General features: G+C 66.3%; 18 protein-coding genes. 8 read left to right on the forward strand and 10 right to left on the reverse strand.

The annotated features are described in order from the left end of the window. Positions 1 to 61 precede the first annotated feature (61 nt). From ABIB38_RS09120 to ABIB38_RS09150, 7 genes are all read left to right on the forward strand, one after another. Positions 62 to 940, forward strand: coding sequence for an HlyC/CorC family transporter (locus ABIB38_RS09120; RefSeq protein ID WP_429203445.1), 879 nt, complete (start codon positions 62 to 64; stop codon positions 938 to 940). After that, positions 940 to 2529 (forward strand): apolipoprotein N-acyltransferase, encoded by a 1590-nt coding sequence (gene lnt / locus ABIB38_RS09125; RefSeq protein ID WP_429203446.1) that lies wholly within the window; start codon positions 940 to 942, stop codon positions 2527 to 2529. Before ABIB38_RS09120 ends, lnt begins: the two co-directional genes overlap by 1 nt. 97 nt (positions 2530 to 2626) lie before the next feature. Beyond that, a complete protein-coding gene (gene glyQ, locus ABIB38_RS09130; RefSeq protein ID WP_429203447.1) occupies positions 2627 to 3556 on the forward strand; it encodes a glycine--tRNA ligase subunit alpha in 930 nt (309 codons plus the stop codon). 17 nt (positions 3557 to 3573) lie between these two features. After that, positions 3574 to 5670: a glycine--tRNA ligase subunit beta gene (glyS, locus tag ABIB38_RS09135; RefSeq protein WP_429203448.1), complete on the forward strand. Its 2097-nt coding sequence runs from the start codon at positions 3574 to 3576 to the stop codon at positions 5668 to 5670. A gap of 34 nt (positions 5671 to 5704) precedes the next feature. Next, complete coding sequence (gene gmhB, locus ABIB38_RS09140) at positions 5705 to 6289, forward strand: D-glycero-beta-D-manno-heptose 1,7-bisphosphate 7-phosphatase (protein ID WP_429203449.1); 585 nt, start codon at positions 5705 to 5707, stop codon at positions 6287 to 6289. 56 nt (positions 6290 to 6345) lie between these two features. Beyond that, complete coding sequence (locus ABIB38_RS09145; protein ID WP_109346343.1) at positions 6346 to 7086, forward strand: lysophospholipid acyltransferase family protein; 741 nt, start codon at positions 6346 to 6348, stop codon at positions 7084 to 7086. A gap of 41 nt (positions 7087 to 7127) precedes the next feature. Then, positions 7128 to 8030, forward strand: a complete 903-nt coding sequence (locus ABIB38_RS09150; protein WP_429203450.1) for a M48 family metallopeptidase — start codon at positions 7128 to 7130, stop codon at positions 8028 to 8030. Positions 8031 to 8114: 84 nt separating this feature from the next. Here the strand turns inward: ABIB38_RS09150 and ABIB38_RS09155 are convergent, their stop codons facing one another. From ABIB38_RS09155 to ABIB38_RS09180, 6 genes are all read right to left on the reverse strand, one after another. After that, entirely contained in the window at positions 8115 to 8573 is a 459-nt protein-coding gene (locus ABIB38_RS09155) for a YcxB family protein (RefSeq protein WP_429203451.1), read from the reverse strand. Between the two features lie 155 nt (positions 8574 to 8728). Further along, a complete protein-coding gene (gene waaA / locus ABIB38_RS09160; RefSeq protein WP_429203452.1) occupies positions 8729 to 10015 on the reverse strand; it encodes a lipid IV(A) 3-deoxy-D-manno-octulosonic acid transferase in 1287 nt (428 codons plus the stop codon). Beyond that, positions 10012 to 10992, reverse strand: coding sequence for a lipopolysaccharide heptosyltransferase I (gene waaC / locus ABIB38_RS09165; protein ID WP_429203453.1), 981 nt, complete (start codon positions 10990 to 10992; stop codon positions 10012 to 10014). The genes waaA and waaC overlap by 4 nt, the downstream gene beginning before the upstream one ends. Before the next feature lie 22 nt (positions 10993 to 11014). After that, positions 11015 to 12409, reverse strand: a complete 1395-nt coding sequence (locus ABIB38_RS09170) for a phosphomannomutase/phosphoglucomutase (RefSeq protein WP_429203454.1) — start codon at positions 12407 to 12409, stop codon at positions 11015 to 11017. A 241-nt stretch (positions 12410 to 12650) separates the two neighbouring features. After that, the gene (locus ABIB38_RS09175; protein ID WP_429203700.1) at positions 12651 to 12962 is read right to left on the reverse strand and encodes an H-NS family nucleoid-associated regulatory protein; all 312 of its coding nucleotides are present in this window, start codon (positions 12960 to 12962) and stop codon (positions 12651 to 12653) included. A gap of 101 nt (positions 12963 to 13063) precedes the next feature. Beyond that, a complete protein-coding gene (locus ABIB38_RS09180) occupies positions 13064 to 14158 on the reverse strand; it encodes an MraY family glycosyltransferase (protein ID WP_429203455.1) in 1095 nt (364 codons plus the stop codon). Positions 14159 to 14489: 331 nt separating this feature from the next. On the opposite strand from ABIB38_RS09180, the gene ABIB38_RS09185 reads away from it, so the two are divergent. After that, complete coding sequence (locus ABIB38_RS09185) at positions 14490 to 15338, forward strand: symmetrical bis(5'-nucleosyl)-tetraphosphatase (RefSeq protein WP_429203456.1); 849 nt, start codon at positions 14490 to 14492, stop codon at positions 15336 to 15338. A 42-nt stretch (positions 15339 to 15380) separates the two neighbouring features. Here ABIB38_RS09185 and ABIB38_RS09190 read toward each other — a convergent pair whose 3' ends face one another. From ABIB38_RS09190 to pyrR, 4 genes are read right to left on the reverse strand one after another with little or no spacing between them, the layout of a single operon-like run. Beyond that, positions 15381 to 16118, reverse strand: a complete 738-nt coding sequence (locus tag ABIB38_RS09190; protein ID WP_429203457.1) for a lysophospholipid acyltransferase family protein — start codon at positions 16116 to 16118, stop codon at positions 15381 to 15383. 56 nt (positions 16119 to 16174) lie between these two features. Continuing rightward, complete coding sequence (locus tag ABIB38_RS09195) at positions 16175 to 17467, reverse strand: dihydroorotase (protein WP_429203458.1); 1293 nt, start codon at positions 17465 to 17467, stop codon at positions 16175 to 16177. Then, positions 17464 to 18438, reverse strand: a complete 975-nt coding sequence (locus tag ABIB38_RS09200; RefSeq protein ID WP_429203459.1) for an aspartate carbamoyltransferase catalytic subunit — start codon at positions 18436 to 18438, stop codon at positions 17464 to 17466. Before ABIB38_RS09200 ends, ABIB38_RS09195 begins: the two co-directional genes overlap by 4 nt. After that, positions 18419 to 18949, reverse strand: a complete 531-nt coding sequence (pyrR, locus tag ABIB38_RS09205) for a bifunctional pyr operon transcriptional regulator/uracil phosphoribosyltransferase PyrR (protein ID WP_429203460.1) — start codon at positions 18947 to 18949, stop codon at positions 18419 to 18421. Before pyrR ends, ABIB38_RS09200 begins: the two co-directional genes overlap by 20 nt. Between the last annotated feature and the right edge of the window lie 2 nt (positions 18950 to 18951).

Below are 18951 nucleotides of genomic sequence, written 5' to 3' on the forward strand. Positions count from 1 at the left end.
ATCGGGTGCATTCCTTTTGGTGTATCCTACACCCCATTGTAACAACGGCTTCCCGCCAACTATGCCCGAGTATCCCAGTGACGTCCGCCCGGACGCCAAACCCCACAGGTCACTGCTGGAGCGGCTGACCGCCTTCATCTCCCCCGAGCCCGAAAATCGCGCAGAGCTCCTCGAAGTGCTGCACGATGCCCATGAACGCAACCTCCTCGACGCCGATGCGCTGTCAATGATCGAGGGCGTGTTCCAGGTGTCCGACCTGTCGGCGCGCGATATCATGGTTCCCCGTTCCCAGATGGACGTGATCGACATCACGAAACCGATCGAGGAATGGATGCCCTACGTGCTCGAAACCGCCCACTCGCGCTTTCCCGCCATCGAAGGCGAGCGCGACAAGGTGGTCGGCATCCTGCTGGCCAAGGATTTGTTGCGTTATTACGCAGAAGAATCTTTCGACGTGCGCACCAAATTGCGCCCGGCGGTCTTCATTCCCGAATCGAAACGCCTGAACGTGCTGCTGCGCGATTTTCGCGCCAACCACAACCACATGGCGATCGTGGTCGACGAGTATTCCGGCGTGGCCGGCCTGATCACGATCGAGGACGTGCTCGAGCAGATCGTCGGCGACATCGAGGACGAATACGATTTCGACGAAGAAGAAGACAACATCATCTCGATCCGCGAAGGCCAGCACGGCCCGCGCTGGCGCGTCAAGGCGCTGACCGAGATCGAGCAGTTCAACGAGGAGCTCGGGACCGAGCTGCCGGACACCGATGTCGACACCATCGGCGGCCTGATCGCCAGCCACCTGGGTCACATGCCGCACAAGGGCGAAGTGGTCGACCTGCACGGCCTGCGCTTCGAGGTGCTGCGCGCCGACGCACGCCAGATCCACGTCCTGCTGGTCGAACAGTTGCCATCCATCGAAGACGAACGCGACTGATGCTGCGCCGCTGGACCAAGACCGCGTCGGCGCCCGCGTCAAAGGCCGAATTGGCCGAACGCGCGGCGCAGCGCGGCGGCAAGCCCTCCGCGCTGCTGCTGTTCTTCGCCGTCCTGGCCGGCGCCTCCTCCATCCTCTCGTTCCAGCCTTATGGCTGGTGGCCGCTGCAATTGCTGCCGCTGGCCTGGTTCTTCTACCAGGTCGGCATGGGCAGTTCGGTCAAGCGCGCGACCCTGATCGGCTGGGCCTTCGGCTTCGGCTGGACGCTGGCCGGCGTGCACTGGCTGTACGTGTTCGGAACCCGCTTCGCCCATCTGCCGGCCGCGCTGGCGGTGGCGGGCCTGGTCCTGTTGTGCCTGTATATGGGCCTGTTCGGCGCCCTGACTGCCGGCGTGGCGAGCTGGCTGCGCAAGCGCTGGTCGCTGCCGGTGGCCGCTTTCCTGCTGCTGGTGCTGCCCACGTTGTGGGGCGTGTCCGAATGGCTGCGCGGCTGGGTGTTCACGGGCTTTCCGTGGGCCTCGTCGGGCTATGCCCACGACCTGGCGCCGCTGGCCGGCTTCGCGCCGCTGATCGGCGTGTACGGCATCGGGATCCTGGCCGGCGTCGGCGCCGGCTGCATCGCGATGCTCACCCAGCGCGCGCGCTGGCCGGCCATTGGATTACTGATGACCTTGATGCTGGCCGGCGAGGGCCTGCGCACGGTCGAATGGACCCAGGAAACCGGCCAGCCGATCAGCGTGCGCCTGCTTCAGGGCAATATCCCGCAAGACAGGAAATTCGATATGGAATTCCTGACCAGCATCGTGACACGCTACCAGACCATGATCACGGCGGCCCCGGCCGACCTGATCGCGACGCCGGAAACCGCCCTGCCCGTCTTCCCGCACAACTTGCCTGAAGGCTACCTGGACGGCCTGCAGCGCTATGCCACCGCCACCGGCAGCACGCTGGCGATCGGCATGCCGCTGTTCGACGGCCCGGAAAAGTACGGCAACAGCGTGATCGCGATGAGCCCCGCCCCCAGTCCGTATCGCTACGACAAGGCGCACCTGGTGCCGTTCGGCGAATTCATCCCGCCGGGCTTTCGCTGGTTCACCGACATGATGAACATCCCGCTGAACGACGCCACCCGCGGCGCCGCGCTGCAGGCGCCGTTCGCGGTGAAAGACCAGTGGGTGCTGCCGAATATCTGCTACGAAGACGTGTTCGGCGAAGAAATCGCCTACCAGCTGCGCAATGCGCAGCACCCGGCGACCCTGCTGCTGAACGTGTCGAACCTGTCGTGGTACGGCCAGTCGGTGGCCATCCCGCAGCACCTGCAGATCTCGCGCATGCGCACGCTGGAAACGGGCCGCCCGATGCTGCGCTCGACCAATGACGGCGCCACCGCCGTGATCGACCACCGCGGCAACATCACGCAGGTGCTGCCGTTCTATACCGACGGCGTCCTGAGCGCGACCGTGCGCGGCGCGACCGGCATGACGCCGTTCATCCGCCTCGGCAATGCGGCGTTCCTGATGCTGGGCGGCGTGATGCTGCTCGGCGCGTGGTTTGCAGGCCGCCGCTACCGTCTTAAATCGAATAGCTGAGTTGAAATCACCCCCCAGAGGGGCGCAAAAATTCAGTAGAATTAGTCATTTGGCAAACATACCGTGTTCGCGGCCCACCAGCCCCGGCCCCTTCGAGATGCTCACATTCCAACAAATCATCCTTACCCTGCAGTCCTACTGGGACAAGCAGGGCTGCGCACTGCTCCAGCCCTACGACATGGAAGTCGGCGCGGGCACCTTCCACACCGGCACCTTCCTGCGTGCGATCGGCCCGGAGCCGTGGCGCGCCGCCTATGTGCAGCCGTCACGCCGCCCGAAGGATGGCCGCTATGGCGAGAATCCGAACCGCCTGCAGCACTACTACCAGTACCAGGTGGCGCTGAAGCCGGCGCCCGAGAACATCCTCGATCTGTATCTCGGCTCGCTCGAAGCCCTTGGACTGGACCTCAAGAAGAATGACGTGCGCTTCGTCGAAGACGACTGGGAAAGCCCGACCCTGGGCGCCTGGGGCCTGGGTTGGGAAGTCTGGCTGAACGGCATGGAAGTGACCCAGTTCACCTATTTCCAGCAGGTCGGCGGCCTCGATTGCAAGCCGGTGCTGGGCGAGATCACGTATGGCATCGAGCGCCTGGCCATGTACCTGCAGGGCGTCGAGAACGTCTACGACCTGGTATGGACCGAGTGGGAAGAGAACGGAGTGAAGAAAAAGCTCTCCTACGGCGACGTCTTCCACCAGAACGAGGTCGAGCAGTCGACCTACAACTTCGAGCATTCGAACACCGAGATCCTGTTCCAGGCGTTCAACAACCACGAATCCGAAGCCAAGCGCCTGATCGAGCTGCAGCTGACCCTGCCGGCCTACGAGCAGATCATGAAGGCCTCGCACAGCTTCAACCTGCTGGACGCGCGCGGCGCGATCTCGGTGACCGAGCGCGCCGCCTACATCGGCCGCGTGCGCACCTTGTCGCGCCTGGTGGCGCAAGCCTATTACGATTCGCGCGAGAAGCTGGGCTTCCCCATGGTGGCGGCCGGCGAGGCCCTAACTGATCAAGAAAAAGCAGCCTGAAAAGAACAGAACAGACCATGAACCAAACACTCCTCGTCGAACTGCAGACCGAAGAACTGCCGCCGAAGGCGCTCGTCAAGCTGGGCGCGGCCTTCGCCGCCGGCATCGCGAACGGCCTGAAGGCCCGCGATTTCCTGGAAGCCGGCAGCAGCGTCACCACCCACGCCACCCCGCGCCGCCTGGCGGTCACGATCACCGATGTGCGCGGCACTTCGCCCGATAAATCGATCCGCGAGAAGGTGCTGCCTGTCTCCGTGGCCCTCGACAAGGAAGGCAATCCGAGCGCGCCGCTGGCCAAGAAGCTGGCCGCGCTGGGCTTTCCCGACCTCACCGTCGACCAGCTCGAGCGCGCCCAGGACGGCAAGGCCGAAAGCTTCTTCTACACCCATACCGCCGCCGGCAGCCCCCTTGCCGACGCCCTGCAGGACGTGCTGGCCGAGACGGTGGCCAAGCTGCCGATCCCGAAGGTCATGAGCTACCAGCGCCCGAGCGGCGACACCGTGCAGTTCGTGCGTCCGGTGCACCTCTTGACCGCGCTGCATGGCGAACAGGTGCTGCCGCTGTCCCTGCTTGGCTTGACCGCCGGCCGCACCACCATGGGCCACCGTTTCCTGTCGCACGGCGGTCCGATCACGATCGACCATGCCGACCACTACGCGCAAGTGCTGGAAGCCGAAGGCAAGGTGTTGTCCTCGCTTGACGCGCGCAAGGAAGGCATCCGCGCCCAGTTGCTCGACAAAGCGGGCAGCGACCAGGTCCTGATGCCCGAATCGCTGCTGGACGAAGTGGCGGCCCTGGTCGAGTGGCCGGTGGTCTATGAATGCCGCTTCGAGGAAGAATTCCTGGCCGTGCCGCAGGAATGCCTGATCCTCACCATGCAGACCAACCAGAAATACTTCGCGCTGACCGACGCCGAAGGCAAGCTGCGTTCGCGCTTCCTGATCGTGTCCAATATCGCGACCGACGACCCGACCGCCATCGTCGGCGGCAACGAACGCGTGGTGCGCCCGCGCCTGTCCGACGCCAAGTTCTTCTTCGAGCAGGACAAGAAGAAAACCCTCGAGTCGCGCCTGCCGCAGCTCGCGAACGTGGTCTACCACAACAAGCTGGGCTCGCAGGCCGAGCGCAGCGAGCGCATCACCAAGCTGGCGACCTATATCGCCACCCGCCTGGGCTTCGACGCGGCGCTGGCCGAGCGCGGCGCGCGCCTGTCCAAGGCCGACCTCCTGACCGACATGGTCGGCGAGTTCCCCGAGCTGCAAGGCATCATGGGCACGTATTACGCGCGCCACGATGGCGAGCATGATGAAGTCGCGCGCGCGGCGTCCGAGCACTACCAGCCGCGCTTCGCCGGCGACGCCCTTCCCGCCACCAATACGGGTCTCGCGGTCGCCCTGGCCGACAAGCTGGAAACCCTGGTCGGCATCTGGGCCATCGGCCTGCAGCCGACCGGCGAGAAGGATCCGTTCGCGCTGCGCCGCCACGCGCTGGGCATCATGCGCATGCTGGTCGAGAAGCGCCTGCCGCTGTCGATCGCCGACATGCTGGCCGACGCGGTGACCACCTTCGCCGACCAGCCTGCGTTCAAGGATCCGCGCCCTGAGGTGACGGCCTTCATGCTCGACCGCCTGCGCGGCATGCTGCGCGAGCGCGGCTTCTCGCCGAACGAGGTCGAGGCGGTGCTGGCCCAGAACCCGGACCGCGTCGACGACGTGGTGCAGCGCCTGGAAGCGGTGCAGGCCTTCGCGGCGCTGCCCGAGGCGGCCTCGCTGGCCGCCGCCAACAAGCGCATCACCAACATCCTCAAGAAGAACGAGGAAGCGATGCCGAAGGACGCCGTGGTCGACCCTGCCCTGCTGCAGGACCAGGCCGAGAAGGATCTGGCGGCCGCCGTCACCCGCGTGCAGCCGGAAGTCGACGCGGCCTTCGCCGCGGGCGACTTCAGCGGCACGCTCAAGACCCTGGCCCAGCTGCGCGACCAGGTCGACGCCTTCTTCAACGACGTGATGGTGATGGCCGACGACGTCACGCTGCGCAACAACCGCCTGGCCCTGCTGGCATCGCTGCATGGCATGATGAACCGCGTGGCCGACATCTCGAAGCTGGCGGCGTAAGATGGGCAGCGAGCGCGCCAAGGAAGAGCGGGTGATGAAGCTCATCATCCTCGACCGCGACGGGGTGATCAACCAGGATTCGCCGGACTTCATCAAGTCGCCGGCCGAATGGATCCCGATCCCCGGCTCGCTCGAAGCGATCGCCCGCCTGAACCAGGCGGGCTACCGGGTCGTGGTCGCGACCAACCAGTCGGGCATCGCGCGCGGCCTGTTCGACATCACGACCCTGAACGCCATCCACGCCAAGATGCATGCCGCGGCCCAGCTGGTGGGCGCCGACATCGACGCCATCTTCTTCTGCCCGCACGCGGCGATCGACGGCTGCGATTGCCGCAAGCCCAAGTCGGGCATGTTCGAAGAGATCGGCAAGCGCTTCAAGGTCAATCTCAAGGGCGTGCCCACCGTGGGCGACTCGCTGCGCGACCTGCAGGCGGGCTTCAACCGCGGCTGCGCGCCCTACCTGGTGCTGACCGGCAAAGGCGAGAAGACCCAGGCCACCGGCGGCCTGCCGCCCGGCACCCAGGTGTTCCCTGACCTGGCGGCGATGGTGACGGCCTTCCTCAAGCCGGGATTGCCATCGAGCGCCCCCTCTGGCACAACCGGCGCGCAGCCTGCATAATCAATAAAAAAATCCGCAGTCCAGTCCAGAACCAGATCGATTTGTCCGGAGCCCCTTTGCGTAACTTCAGTTTGTTCCTGCGTTCCCTGCTGTTCACGATCGTCATGATCGTCGCCACCGTCATCTGGGCCTGCCTCTGCTTCCTGGCGGCGCCGCTGTCGTACAACAAGCGCTTCTGGTTCACCTCGCGCTGGAACGTCTTCATCATCTGGTGCGCGCGCGTCATCTGCGGCATCCGCTACGAATTCAAGGGCTACGACAACCTGCCCGACGCGCCGGCCATCGTGCTCTCGAAACACCAGTCGGCATGGGAAACGATCTTCCTGCTGCCCAATCTCACGCGGCCGCTGGTCTACGTCTTCAAGAAGGAAATCCTGTACATCCCCTTCTTCGGCTGGGCCATGGGCTTGCTGCGCATGATCCCGATCGACCGCAAGCAGGGCAAGAATGCGTTCGGCGCCGTCGTGCGTCACGGGAAGCGCCGCCTGGCCGACGGCCAGTGGATCATCATGTTCCCCGAAGGCACCCGCATCCCGGTCGGCCAGAAAGGCAAGTACAAGAGCGGCGGCACACGCCTGGCTGTGGAAACCCAAGCGGTCGTGGTGCCGATCGCGCATAATTCGGGCGAGTGCTGGCCCAAGAATTCGTTCATCAAACGGCCCGGATTGATCACGGTTTCGATCGGCAAGCCGATCTCGCCCGAAGGCCATACCCCCGACAGTCTGATGCAAGAGGTAGAAAATTGGATAGAATCCGAAATGCGCGTCATTTCGCCCCACGCCTACAAAGGTGGTTGAGCGACGTTAGCGCCCAGATTCGTGAGTCGAGGCCCCAGACCATGGCCTCGACGAAGGTCGACGGGCATCAGCTGGAGTTGTTCGCGCAAGAGTTCTTCGCGGCGCTCAAGCCCTCCGACAGGCCTGCGCCGCCCGCGCAGCCGCTGTTCAAGGCGCCGCCGGCGCCGCCCCGCACCAAGCTTCCCTCGCCGCCCGTTGGCCCGCAAGACCCTCCCCTGAAACGCATTATTCTCGGCCACCACACGATCGAATACGCGCTGCGCCGATCAACGCGGCGTTCGATCGGCTTCACCATCGACGACGATGGCCTGCGCGTGACGGCGCCGCGCCGCGTGACGCTCGAGGAAATCGACAACGCCCTGCGCGCCAAGCAGCGCTGGATCGTCGCCAAGCTGCTCGAACGGGGCGAACGGCGCGACCAGCGCCAGGGGCGCTCGCCGGTCGAATGGAAGGATGGCGCGCGCCTGCCCTATCTGGGCGGCGACATCGTGCTGCGGCTCGAACAAGCGGCGCGCAGCCACTGCCGGTTCGACGCCGCCAGCAATGAATTGTGGATCGGGGTGGTGCCGGGACTGTCCGAATGGCAGCTCAAGGAAAGGGTGAAACTCTGGTTCCAGGCCGAGGCCAAGCGCCTGTTCCGCGAGCGCCTGGACCACTATGCGCCGCGGCTGGGCGTGTCCTACAGCAGCCTCACGCTGTCGTCGGCCGGCTCGCGCTGGGGTTCGTGCACGGTGGGCGGCAGCATTCGCCTGAACTGGCGCCTGATCCACTATCCATTGTCATTGATCGACTACGTGGTGGCGCACGAACTGGCCCACCTGCGCGAGATGAACCACAGCCCGGCGTTCTGGGCCACGGTGGGCGAGGTGTATCCGGATTACGACGGCGCGCGCCTGGCATTGCGCAAGCGCTCGCACGAGATGCCGGTGTTGTTCGAGGAGTGATTGGGTCCGGCGGACCAGATCATGCGTAGGGTCGGCAGGTCTCCTGCCGACGCGTTCAAACCACATCGGCGGGACAGGTAGATTTCAGCGCAAGGCCAGCTTGTGCCGCGCCGCCGCCAGCTCGCGCATGGCGGCCAGCTGCCCCTCGGACAGGCAACGGAATGGAATCGGCAAGGTGCCGCGCTTGAGCACCAGCATGAAGCCGCGCGAGTAGGTGCGCACGGCGGCCACGTCTTCCCAGTCGATCAGGGTCACGCCGCCGCTGGCGCGCACGATGCCGTGTTCGTCGATGGTGAATTCATAGGTGCGCCGCCCGCGTCCGAGCAGGACGAAGTTCAGGGCCGCGCTGAAGGTGCTTCTCAGGCGCAGGAGCAGACTGGCCGGCCAGCGCACGCGCCGGCGGCGGATCAGGAAGCCGCCATGCTGCCACATGAAACTGGTGTATTCGCCCAGCGAATAGCGCACGAAAAAATGCAGCGCGTCCAGCGGGAGCGTGCTGCCGCCGTGTGGCGATGTCGAGACTTCGGTCGGTACTGCGGTCATGATCGTCTCCAGCGCCTCTGTCGCCTGTTCCTGGACCAAAACCGACGTTGGGAAAACCGCGGGCCTGGCACGTTCGGCCGGCCTCGGGTGATTGAACGACAACATGGCGCGTCCCCTTTTGTTTTGTACCGTGCAGTTTGGAATGGTAACAAAACCTACCGGATATACCGTTGCACGAGTTCAACAGTGCGCAGGGTCGCCCCGCGGTGGCGGCGCGCGAAGGCCAGCGCCCTCTCCCCCATCGCCATCCGCGCCGCGCCGTCGCCCAGCAGGCGCACGGCCTGCGCCACCAGGGCGTCGGCGTTGGGCGCCCGCAGCGCGGCGCCATCGTCCACCGCTTCGGCCGTGGCGTCGAGGAAGTTGAACGTATGCTCGCCCACCAGCACCGGTTTACCCAGCGCGCAGGCCTCGATCAGGTTCTGGCCGCCAAGCGGCAGCAGGCTGCCGCCGATATAGGCGCAATCGCAGGCCGCGTAATAGGCGAACATCTCGCCCATCGAGTCGCCCAGCAGCACCTCGGCGCCGTCCACGCCGTGGTCCTGGTCGAGCTGCGAGCGCCGCGCCAGCGTGAATCCGCGCGCCGCGACCAGGGAAGCGACCTCGTCGAAGCGCTGCGGATGGCGCGGCACGATCGCCAGGAGCGCGCCGGCCGGCTTGCCGGGCATGCGCCGCCAGGCGTCGAGAATCAGCGCTTCCTCGCCCTCGCGCGTGCTGGCGCACAGGAATACGGGCCGTTCCGGGCCACCGGAACGGATACGGCTGCGCAACCAGTCGCCCTTTTCCAGCGCCGCCGGCGGCGGCGTCACGTCGAACTTGACGCTGCCGGTGACCACCACGTTCGGCGCGCCGAGCGAGCGGATACGTTCGGCGTCAACCTCGGTCTGGGCCGCGACCAGCGTGAAGCCGCGCGCCGCTTCCAGCATCACGGCGCCCGCCTTGCGGCCGCGCGCGAGGGACTTTTCGGACAGGCGGGCATTGGCCAGCACGGTCGGCACGCCCTGCAGCCGGCAGGCGCGGATCAGGTTGGGCCAGACCTCGGTTTCCATCAGGATGCAGGCGCGCGGGCGGTGGCGGCGCAGGAAGCGCCGCGTCATGCCGGCCGTGTCGTACGGCAGGTAGCTCTGGACCACGCGCTCGCCGTGGTGGGCGAACAGGGATTGGCCGGTGGCGCGTCCGGTCGGCGTCATATGGGTCAACAGGATGCGATAGTCGGGATAGGCGGCCAGGAGCGCATCGACCAGCGGCTCGGCCGCGCGCGTCTCGCCGACCGACACGGCGTGCACCATGATCGTGGGCCGCTCTCCCGGCGCCGGGCCGCCAAGGGCAAGGCGCTCGCCCCAGTGCGCGCGGTAGCCCGGCTCCTTGCGCCCGCGCCACCACAGGCGGCCCAGCACCACCGGCAGCGCCAGCCACCACAGGCCTGAATACAGCCTGCGGTTCATGCCGCTGCCAGCAGGCGGCGCGCGGCCGCCGCCACCTCGTCGACGGATGGCGGCGCGCCCAGGTCGCCCAGGTTGACGATGCGCTCGGACCAGTTGCCTTCGGTCTTCCACTTCGGCGAATCGCAGTAGATCTCGATCGTCGGCCGCACGAAAGCGGCCGCGATGTGGGTCAGGCCGGTGTCGACGCCGACCGCGAGCCGCGCGTGCTGGGCCAGGGCCACCGCGTCCATCATCGACAGCCTGGGCAGCACGCGCGCGTTCGGGATGGCGGCGGCCAGCGCCTCGGCGTCGAGGCGCTCGGCTTCCGAACCCCAGGGCAGCAGCACCGGCATCGGCGCCAGCGCCTTGCCGAGCGCGACCCAGTTGGCGTGCGCCCACTTCTTGGCCGCGCGCGCCGTGCCGTGGAAGAACACGGCGTAGTCTTCCCGCGGCAAAAAGGCCGGACGCGTCGCCGCATCCGGCGCCGGCAGGCCGAAGTCGGGCGCCGTATCGACCGGATAGTCGAGCGCCGCTGCCGCCACCAGCCGTCCGCGCGCCACCGCGTGGGTGCGCGGACTCAGGGGAATGCTGTCGGTGTGAAAGATGCGCGAGACGCCTTCATAGCCCGAGCCTTCGCTGCCGTTGGCCAGGCCGACCTTCTTGCCGCCCTTGCGCACGCGCGCCGCGCCCATGACGATGCCGGTCTTGAGCAGGCCCTGGGTGTCGAACACATAGTCGTACTCTTCCTCGCGCAGGGTGCGAAAGAAAGCGCGGATCTCGGCCCGCGTCTGCCTCTTGCCCAGGCTCTTGCGCCAGCGCCGCAGGGCCCAGGGGATCACCTTGCGCACGTGCGGATTCAGGCGCACCAGGCTGACGTAGCCTTCTTCGACCACCCAGTCGACCGTGGCGCCCGGATGGCGGCGCTGCAGGTCGGCCACCATCGGCAGGTTGTGCAGCACGTCGCCCAGCGACGACACCCGCACCAGTAGGATCTTCAAGCGATTATCCTTGCAACGGCGCTTAGAACGGCAGTTCGGCGTCCGGCCTGGCAGCCAGGATCACGCTCTTGAACTCGGACTGGATGCGCGCGAGCGCCTCCGGATTCTCGCCCTCGAAGCGCAGCACCACGACCGGGGTCGTGTTCGACGAGCGCGCCAGGCCAAAGCCGTCCGCGTACTCGACGCGCAGGCCGTCGATGTCGTTGATCATCTGCGAGGTCGGGAAGACGGCGTCGCGGCGCAGCTGGTCGATCAGGGCGAAGTTCTCGCCTTCCTGCAGCTGCAGGTGCAGCTCCGGGGTGCTGCTGGCGAGCGGCAGGCCGTTGAGCAGTGCCGACGGGTTCTGGCCCTTGGTCAGGATCTCGAGCATGCGCGCGCCGGCATACAGGCCGTCGTCGAAGCCGTACCAGCGGTCCTTGAAGAAGATGTGGCCGCTCATCTCGCCGCCCAGCGGGGCGCCGGTTTCCTTCAGCTTGGCCTTGACCAGCGAGTGGCCGGTCTTCCACATCAGCGGCTTGCCGCCATTCTTCTCGATGTAGGGCGCGAGGTGGCGCGTGCACTTGACGTCGTACAGGATCTCGGCGCCCGGGTTGCGCGACAGGACGTCGGCCGCGAACAGCATCATCTGGCGGTCCGGGAAGATGATCTGCCCATCCTTGGTGACCAGGCCCAGGCGGTCGCCGTCGCCGTCGAAGGCCAGACCGATCTCGGCGTCGGTCTCTTGCAGCGCGCGAATCACGTCCTGCAGGTTTTCCGGGTGGGCCGGGTCCGGGTGATGGTTCGGGAAGGTGCCGTCGACGTCGCAGAACAGCTCGACCACCTCGGCGCCCATGCGGGTAAACAGCTCGGGCGCGAAGGCGCCGGCGACGCCGTTGCCGCAGTCGACCACGATCTTGATCGGCCGCGCCAGCTTGACGTCGCCGACGATGCGCTCGATGTAGGCGGCGCGGATGTCGTGGGTGCTGTAGCCGCCGCGCTGCGCGGCGATCTTGCCATCATCGCTACCGATCCGCGCCGCGATGCTGTCGTGCAGGCCGGTGATCGCCTCGCCATAGATCGCCTCGCCCGCCATCACCATCTTGAAGCCGTTGTAGTCGGGCGGGTTGTGGCTGCCGGTGACCATGATGCCCGAGCGGGTTTCCAGGACGTTCGTTCCGAAATACACCATCGGGGTGGCGACCATGCCCAGGTCGATCACGTCGACGCCGGCGTCGCGCAAGCCCTCGGAGAGGGCGGCGCACAGTTCCGGGCCCGACAGGCGGCCGTCGCGGCCGATCACGACCTTGCGCTCTCCCTTGGCCAGCGCGGCGGCGCCGAAGGCATGGCCGATGTGACGCGCGATGCCCGCATCCAGGGTCTTGCCGATGATGCCGCGAATGTCATAGGCCTTGAAAATCGTTTTCGAGAGAGCAACCATGTTCTTCCTTGGAATTCTTGAGAGGCATGCACCGGTCGCTTGATCGACCGTGGTCATCGCCGGATGTTGGAGGAATGATAAAAAATCGCTTGCTATTGTACCGGCAAGCGCTGGCGCCGTGGGACCGGCGCGCGGAGGAGTGGCGGAAAACGGGCGGCCTGGAAAGCGCCCGGCGCCTGGCGGACTGCCGCCACCGCCCGCGCGGCGGAAAGCGACGTTCCGCAGCGCAGGGGAAATGCGATCAGACGCGCAGGTCGTCGATCGACTTGCCGCCTTCGACCCATTCCTTGACCCACTTCGGCTGGCGGCCGCGGCCGGTCCACTGCAGGCTGGAATCGTCCGGATGGCGATAGCGCACGGCGACGGTGGCGCCTTTCGAACCGCGGCCGGTGGCGGCCATCAGGTCTTTCAGCGGCATGCCGACGCTTTGGGCAATGGCCAGGATTTGCTCGCGTGCTTTTTGCACTTCCTGGACTTCGCGCTTCTTCATCTCCTGCTTGATTTGTTCCTGCAGGTTGCGCAAATCGCCCAGCGACATATTCGACAGATCCATCATCGTTCCTCATTCGTTAAAGATTAAATGCAGATTCAGCAATTAGCGAATCTAGTGAATTCTCACCAATTCTCGCAATATAATACATCAATAAACCAGGGCTAGTCTTTCTTGCTTAAAAAAAGCCAGCGTGGGGACCTGAATCGAACAATACGACCATACAACCAGAGGTAACTGATTATAAACAACAAACAGAAGAACATCAGGGCCGTCGTGTTTTTCCAGAACACCGTTGCCGGTATCACCGCCAGCAATGAAAACAGCCATAAATAAGGAGAGGTGCGCGCATTGCGCTTCATCAATGCGCGTGCTTCACGCGGCCCCACCGTCCATTGCACGATACGGCGGAATATCAAACTGTGCAGGTGAATACCATCCGGCATCGCCGGCGACTTACCGCGCACAAACATGCGGCGATAAGCGGAGAATATCGTTTCGAAAGCCGGATATATCAGTAACAGCGCCGCATACCAGGTCGACACGCCGGGATTGCGCATCACCAGCAGCAGCGCCAGCTCGCCCAGCAGGAAGCCGATGAAATAGGCGCCGCCGTCGCCCAGGAAGATCAGCCCCACCGGATAGTTCCAGATCAGGAAGCCGGCGGTGGCGCCGGCCACGATCAGGGCCGCCACCAGCACGAACATATCGCCCACCTGCAGCGCCACATAGGACAGCGACAGCAGCATGAAGATGCTGATCACGCCGGCCAGGCCATTGAAGCCATCGATGATGTTGATGGCATTGGCGATGCCCGCCACCGCCAGCATCGTCAGCGGCAGCGCGATCCACAGCATCTCGACCGGCAGCACGGCCCACGGCAGGTCGACCCGGCCGACGCGCGCATCGAGCAGCCAGTAGCCGAGCGCCGCCGCGATCATCGTCAGCACCAGCCGGCGCAGCGGAGAAACGCGGCCGGTGCAATCTTCGGCGATGCCGCCGGCGAGCGCGATCGTGGCGCAGGCGATCAGGGTGGCGAGCCATGCCATCATTTGCGGCTCGCGCAGGATCGATATCCCGGACGCCACCACCACCGCGAGAAAAATCGGAATGCCGCCGATACGCGCGACCGCGTGCGAGTGCACTTTCTGCACGCCGCCGAAATCGCCATCCAGCCCCATCCCATGTTTTCGCGCGGTCTTGATAACCAGCAGCGTCAACAATGCGCAGGAAAGGAAGCTCACGAAAAACGAGAACATTATTGTTTTCTTTCGATGCCTGTATGTGGAGCTACGGCAGCGGCGGTTGGCAAATGGAACGGCCAGTGCACGCTATTCACGGGAGGAAAAGCCGCGAAGGAAGCCGCGAAGGAAGCTGTATTCATTGTACCGGAATGGAACGCCATTTCCGGGCGCACGGATTTAACACGCCCGTCGTGTTGGAAGCGAGTCAAAAAGTGTCGATGCGCACGCATTTCGGACACGAGTCAGGCGCGTGGATCCACGCGCGCGGGGCCGGCGACAGCGCCGGCGGGTAAAATCATTTAGTATCCGCAAAGGCAACAGCAGCTTCACAGGCCAAATCTCAAATATGAAAACCTACGCCATTGGCGACCTCCAGGGTTGCGCGCACGAAGCGCAACTGCTCCTCGACCAGATCTTCGCGACGGCAGGCCCGGATGCGCGCATCCTGTTCGTGGGAGACCTGATCAATCGCGGTCCCGATTCGCTCACCGCGCTGCGGCGCATGAAGGCGTTATCGGAATCGAGCGGCGGGCGCGTGGAAGCCCTGCTCGGCAACCACGACCTGCACCTGATCGCGGTGGCGGCCGGCGTGCGGCGCCTGAGCCGCTCCGACACCCTCGACGAGATCCTGGCCGCGCCCGACCGCGACGCATTGATCGCCTGGCTGCGCCAGCGGCCGCTGGCGATGTTCGTCGACGCCCACCTGCTGGTGCACGCCGGCGTGGCGCCGCAATGGGACGCGCGCCAGACCATGGCGCTGGCCGGCGAGGTGGAGGCCGCACTGCGCGGCGACGGCTGGATCGATTTCCTGGGCGCGATGTACGGCAACCTGCCGGACCGCTGGGACGATGGTCTGGTGGGCATCGAGCGCCTGCGCTGCATCGTCAACGCCCTCACCCGCATGCGCCTGTGCGCGCCGGACGGCACGATGGACTTCAAGCACAAGGAAAGCGACGCCGGCCCGGCCGGCAGCGGCCTGTTGCCCTGGTTCGACCTGCCGCAGCGCGGCACCCAGGACGTGACGGTGGTGTTCGGCCACTGGTCGGCGCTGGGCCTGGTGCAGCGGCCGAACCTGATCGGCCTCGATAGCGGCTGCGTGTGGGGCGGCAAGCTGACGGCGGTCTGCCTGGACGACCGCACGCTGTTGCAGGTGGATTGTCCCGAGTACCGCGAACACGGCGGCAAGAAGCGGTAGGTAACCGGCTTGCCGTCCACGCGGCGATAGCTTGCCTGGAGCCTATCCCGGCCGCATGACCGCCGCCGCCACCGCTTCCTGCGCCGCCTGCGCCAGTTCGCGCCGGTGCGCGCCATGGCTGTCCAGCGGCGCCAGGCAGGCCAGGCGCGCCTTCACGGGCGGGCCCTGCAGGATGCGCAGCAGGCTGTCGACGAAGGTCGTGTCGCCCACGTACTCGATCGACGGGTGCAGGCCGCCATCGGCATCCACATAGGCCAGCGCATACGGCTGCACCGGCACGCCGGCGTCGATCGCGGCCTCGAACAGGTTGGCGTGGAAGGGCAGCACCCCGCCCTGCAGGCCGGTCGTCCCTTCCGGGAACAAGGCGACTCGTTCCCCTTGTTGCAGCACCTCGACCAATCCCTTGAACACGTGGCGCAGCTCGCGCCGGTTGCCGCGCGCGATGAACACGGTGCCGGCGCCGGCCGCCAGCCAGCCCATCACCGGCCAGGAACGGATCTCGGCCTTGGCCACGAAGCGGCAGGGATCGAGGGCATTGATGACGAAGATGTCGAGCCAGGACACGTGGTTGGCCACCACCAGCGCGTGTTCGAGGGCCGGCACGCCGCCCGCGTGCTCGACCTCGACCCGGCACAGGCGCAGCAGCCGGCGCGACCAGCCGCGCGTCAGGCGCGCACGGCGACTGGACGAAGAGAAGGGAAACACCAGCGCACAGGTCGCCAGACCCTCGCACAAGTGGACGACGACGCGCGCGAGGCGCCAGGCAAGGCGGATCTTCAAAATAGTGAGAACGGTGAGGACGGCGGCATCATGACGAGCGCGCCGTCCCGGGTGGATCAGCGCTGGTACGCCACGCGGCCGCGCACGATGGTGGCCTTGACCTGTCCGGCCAGCTCGTAGCCGAGGAAAGGCGTGTGCTTGCCCTGGCTGGCCAGGGTCTTGCCCTCCACCTTCCAGCGCGCGGTCGGGTCGAACAGCACGACATCGGCCGCCGCGCCGACGCCCAGGGTGCCGCCCGGCAGGCCGGCGATGCGGGCCGGTTCACGCGTGACGCGGCTGAGCGCCAGGGCCAGGGCCTTGTCGCCATCCGCACCATGTTGCTGGTCCTCGGCCCACTTGAGCATGAGGCTGAGCAGCAGCTCCAGGCCCGTGGCGCCGGGCGAGGCTTCGCCGAACGGCAGCAGCTTCTCGTCGTCGTCGACCGGGGTATGGTCGGAGCAGACCGCGTCCACGGTGCCGTCCAGCACGGCCGCACGGATCGCGTCGCGGTCGCGCTGCGAGCGCAGCGGCGGGGTCAGGCGCGCGTTGGAATCGAAGAAGCCGATGTCGGCGTCGGTCATGTGCAGGTGGTGCACGCCGACGTCGGCGCTCAGGTCCAGGCCTTCGCGCTTGGCGGCGCGAATCAGGTCCAGGCCGGCGGCGGACGAGATGCGGCACAGGTGCACGCGCGCGCCGGTGGCGCGCATCAGCTCGAAGATCGTGTGCAGCGCGATGGTTTCGGACATCACCGGCACGCCCGACAGGCCCAGGCGCGAGGCCAGCGGGCCGCTGTGGGCCACGCCGCCGCGGCCGACGTGGGCGTCTTGCGGACGCAGCCACACGGTATAGCCGAAGGTCTTCGCATACTGCATGGCGCGCAGCAGCACGGTGGTGTCCAGGATCGGTTCCTCGGCCTGGGCGAAGCCGATGCAGCCGGCTTCGGTGAGTTCGGCCATCTCGGTCAGCGCCTGGCCCTTCAGGCCCACGGTCAGCGCGCCCAGCGGGTGCACATTGGCCTGGTCGAGCATGCGCGCGCGGTGCTTGAGCATCTCGACCAGGCCCGGCTCGTCGAGCACCGGATCGGTGTCGGGCGGGCACACCAGCGTGGTCACGCCGCCCTGCATCGCGGCCTGCAGTTCGGACTCGAGCGTGGCCTTGTATTCGTAGCCCGGCTCGCGCAGGCGCGCCGACAGGTCGACCAGGCCGGGGGCGACCACCAGGCCGGCGGCGTCAATGGTCTGGTCGGCGGTGAAGCCCGCGGGCGCGGCGCCGAGCGCGGCGATCCTGCCGTCGGCGATGAACAGGTCTTGCGTGGCGTCGATGCCGTTCGCCGGGTCGATCACTCGCCCGTTCTTGATATGAAGTTTCATGCGTGGGTTCCTGCCAAAATGCTCATCACCGCCATCCGTACCGCGATCCCGAAAGTCACCTGCGGCAGGATCACCGCCTGGGCGCCGTCCGCCACCGCCGAGTCGATCTCGACGCCGCGGTTCATCGGGCCCGGGTGCATCACGATCGCGTCCGGTTTCGCCAACGCCAGGCGCTCCGGCGTCAGGCCATAGCTCTTGAAGTATTCCTGGGCCGAGGGCAGCAGCGCGCCGCTCATGCGCTCGTTCTGCAGGCGCAGCATGATGATGACGTCGACGTCCTTCAGGCCTTCTTCCATGTTCGTGAAGGTGCGCACGCCCATCTGCTCCAGGCCGCCCGGCAGCAGGGTGTGCGGGCCGATGGCGCGCACTTCGGGCACGCCCAGCGTGGTCAGGGCATGGATGTCCGAGCGCGCCACGCGGCTGTGCAGGATGTCGCCGACGATGGCCACGCGCAGGTTGGTGAAATCCTTCTTGTAGTGCCGGATCGTGTACATGTCCAGCAGACCCTGGGTCGGGTGGGCGTGGCGGCCGTCGCCGGCGTTCACCACGTGCACGTCGGAACGGGTGCGGTTCAGGTGCTGGGCGATCATGTAGGGCGCGCCCGACTGCGCGTGGCGCACCACGAACATGTCGGCGTGCATCGCGGCCAGGTTGTCGATGGTGTCGAGCAGCGACTCGCCCTTGGTGGTCGACGAGGCCTGGATGTTCAGGTTGATGACGTCGGCCGACAGGCGCTTCGAGGCGATCTCGAAGGTGGTGCGGGTGCGCGTCGAGTTTTCGAAGAACAGGTTGAACACGCTCTTGCCGCGCATGAGCGGGACTTTCTTGACTTCGCGGTCGGAGATGCCGACGAAGCTCGATGCGGTGTCGAGGATGTGGTCGATGTGCGACTTCTTGAGTCCTTCGATGGTGAGCAGGTGTTGCAGCTCGCCGTTCTTGTTCAGTTGCGGATTATTGTGCAGGGTCGGCATTGTCTTGTTCGATGGTCAGCGAGAGTTGGCCTGTGTCGTCGCGCTGCAGGCACAGCGACTGGTTGGCCGCGAGCGACACGTGGGTGCCGACGAAATCGGCCGCCACCGGCAGCTCGCGCCCGCCGCGGTCGGCCAGCGCGGCCAGTTTGATGCAGCTTGGCCGACCGTAGTCGAACAGCACGTTGATCGCGGCGCGCGTGGTGCGGCCGGTCTGCAGCACGTCGTCGACCAGCACGACCGTGGCGCCGTCGACCGGGAAGCGGATGTGGGTCGGCTTCACGTCCGGGTGCAGGCCCTTGCGCGCATAGTCGTCGCGGTAGAACGACACGTCGATCGAGCCCAGGCGGGCGGTGAGGTCGAGGTCGCGCGCCAGGCGTTCGGCCAGCCAGGCGCCGCCCGAATGGATGCCGACGATGGCGACGTCCGGCACGCCGCCCAGGCCCGCGCGGACCTGGGCCAGCAGCTCGCGGTAGAGCGCCTCGGCGTCGAAGTTGAGGTTGGTTGTTGGCATAA

Origin of the sequence: Massilia sp. UYP11 (genome assembly GCF_050434805.1) — a bacterium.
GTDB lineage: Bacteria > Pseudomonadota > Gammaproteobacteria > Burkholderiales > Burkholderiaceae_D > Telluria.

Excerpts from the sequence above, each read along its gene's own strand:
- ABIB38_RS09180 (WP_429203455.1), bottom strand. The coding sequence starts at position 14,158 with ATGTTCTCGTTTTTCGTGAGCTTCCTTTCCTGCGCATTGTTGACGCTG.
- ABIB38_RS09150 (WP_429203450.1), top strand. The coding sequence starts at position 7,128 with ATGGCCTCGACGAAGGTCGACGGGCATCAGCTGGAGTTGTTCGCGCAA.
- pyrR (WP_429203460.1), bottom strand. The coding sequence starts at position 18,949 with ATGCCAACAACCAACCTCAACTTCGACGCCGAGGCGCTCTACCGCGAG.
- ABIB38_RS09195 (WP_429203458.1), bottom strand. The coding sequence starts at position 17,467 with ATGAAACTTCATATCAAGAACGGGCGAGTGATCGACCCGGCGAACGGC.
- ABIB38_RS09120 (WP_429203445.1), top strand. The coding sequence starts at position 62 with ATGCCCGAGTATCCCAGTGACGTCCGCCCGGACGCCAAACCCCACAGG.
- gmhB (WP_429203449.1), top strand. The coding sequence starts at position 5,705 with ATGAAGCTCATCATCCTCGACCGCGACGGGGTGATCAACCAGGATTCG.
- lnt (WP_429203446.1), top strand. The coding sequence starts at position 940 with ATGCTGCGCCGCTGGACCAAGACCGCGTCGGCGCCCGCGTCAAAGGCC.
- ABIB38_RS09185 (WP_429203456.1), top strand. The coding sequence starts at position 14,490 with ATGAAAACCTACGCCATTGGCGACCTCCAGGGTTGCGCGCACGAAGCG.
- glyS (WP_429203448.1), top strand. The coding sequence starts at position 3,574 with ATGAACCAAACACTCCTCGTCGAACTGCAGACCGAAGAACTGCCGCCG.
- ABIB38_RS09170 (WP_429203454.1), bottom strand. The coding sequence starts at position 12,409 with ATGGTTGCTCTCTCGAAAACGATTTTCAAGGCCTATGACATTCGCGGC.
- glyQ (WP_429203447.1), top strand. The coding sequence starts at position 2,627 with ATGCTCACATTCCAACAAATCATCCTTACCCTGCAGTCCTACTGGGAC.
- waaA (WP_429203452.1), bottom strand. The coding sequence starts at position 10,015 with ATGAACCGCAGGCTGTATTCAGGCCTGTGGTGGCTGGCGCTGCCGGTG.
- ABIB38_RS09200 (WP_429203459.1), bottom strand. The coding sequence starts at position 18,438 with ATGCCGACCCTGCACAATAATCCGCAACTGAACAAGAACGGCGAGCTG.
- ABIB38_RS09155 (WP_429203451.1), bottom strand. The coding sequence starts at position 8,573 with ATGACCGCAGTACCGACCGAAGTCTCGACATCGCCACACGGCGGCAGC.
- ABIB38_RS09175 (WP_429203700.1), bottom strand. The coding sequence starts at position 12,962 with ATGGATCTGTCGAATATGTCGCTGGGCGATTTGCGCAACCTGCAGGAA.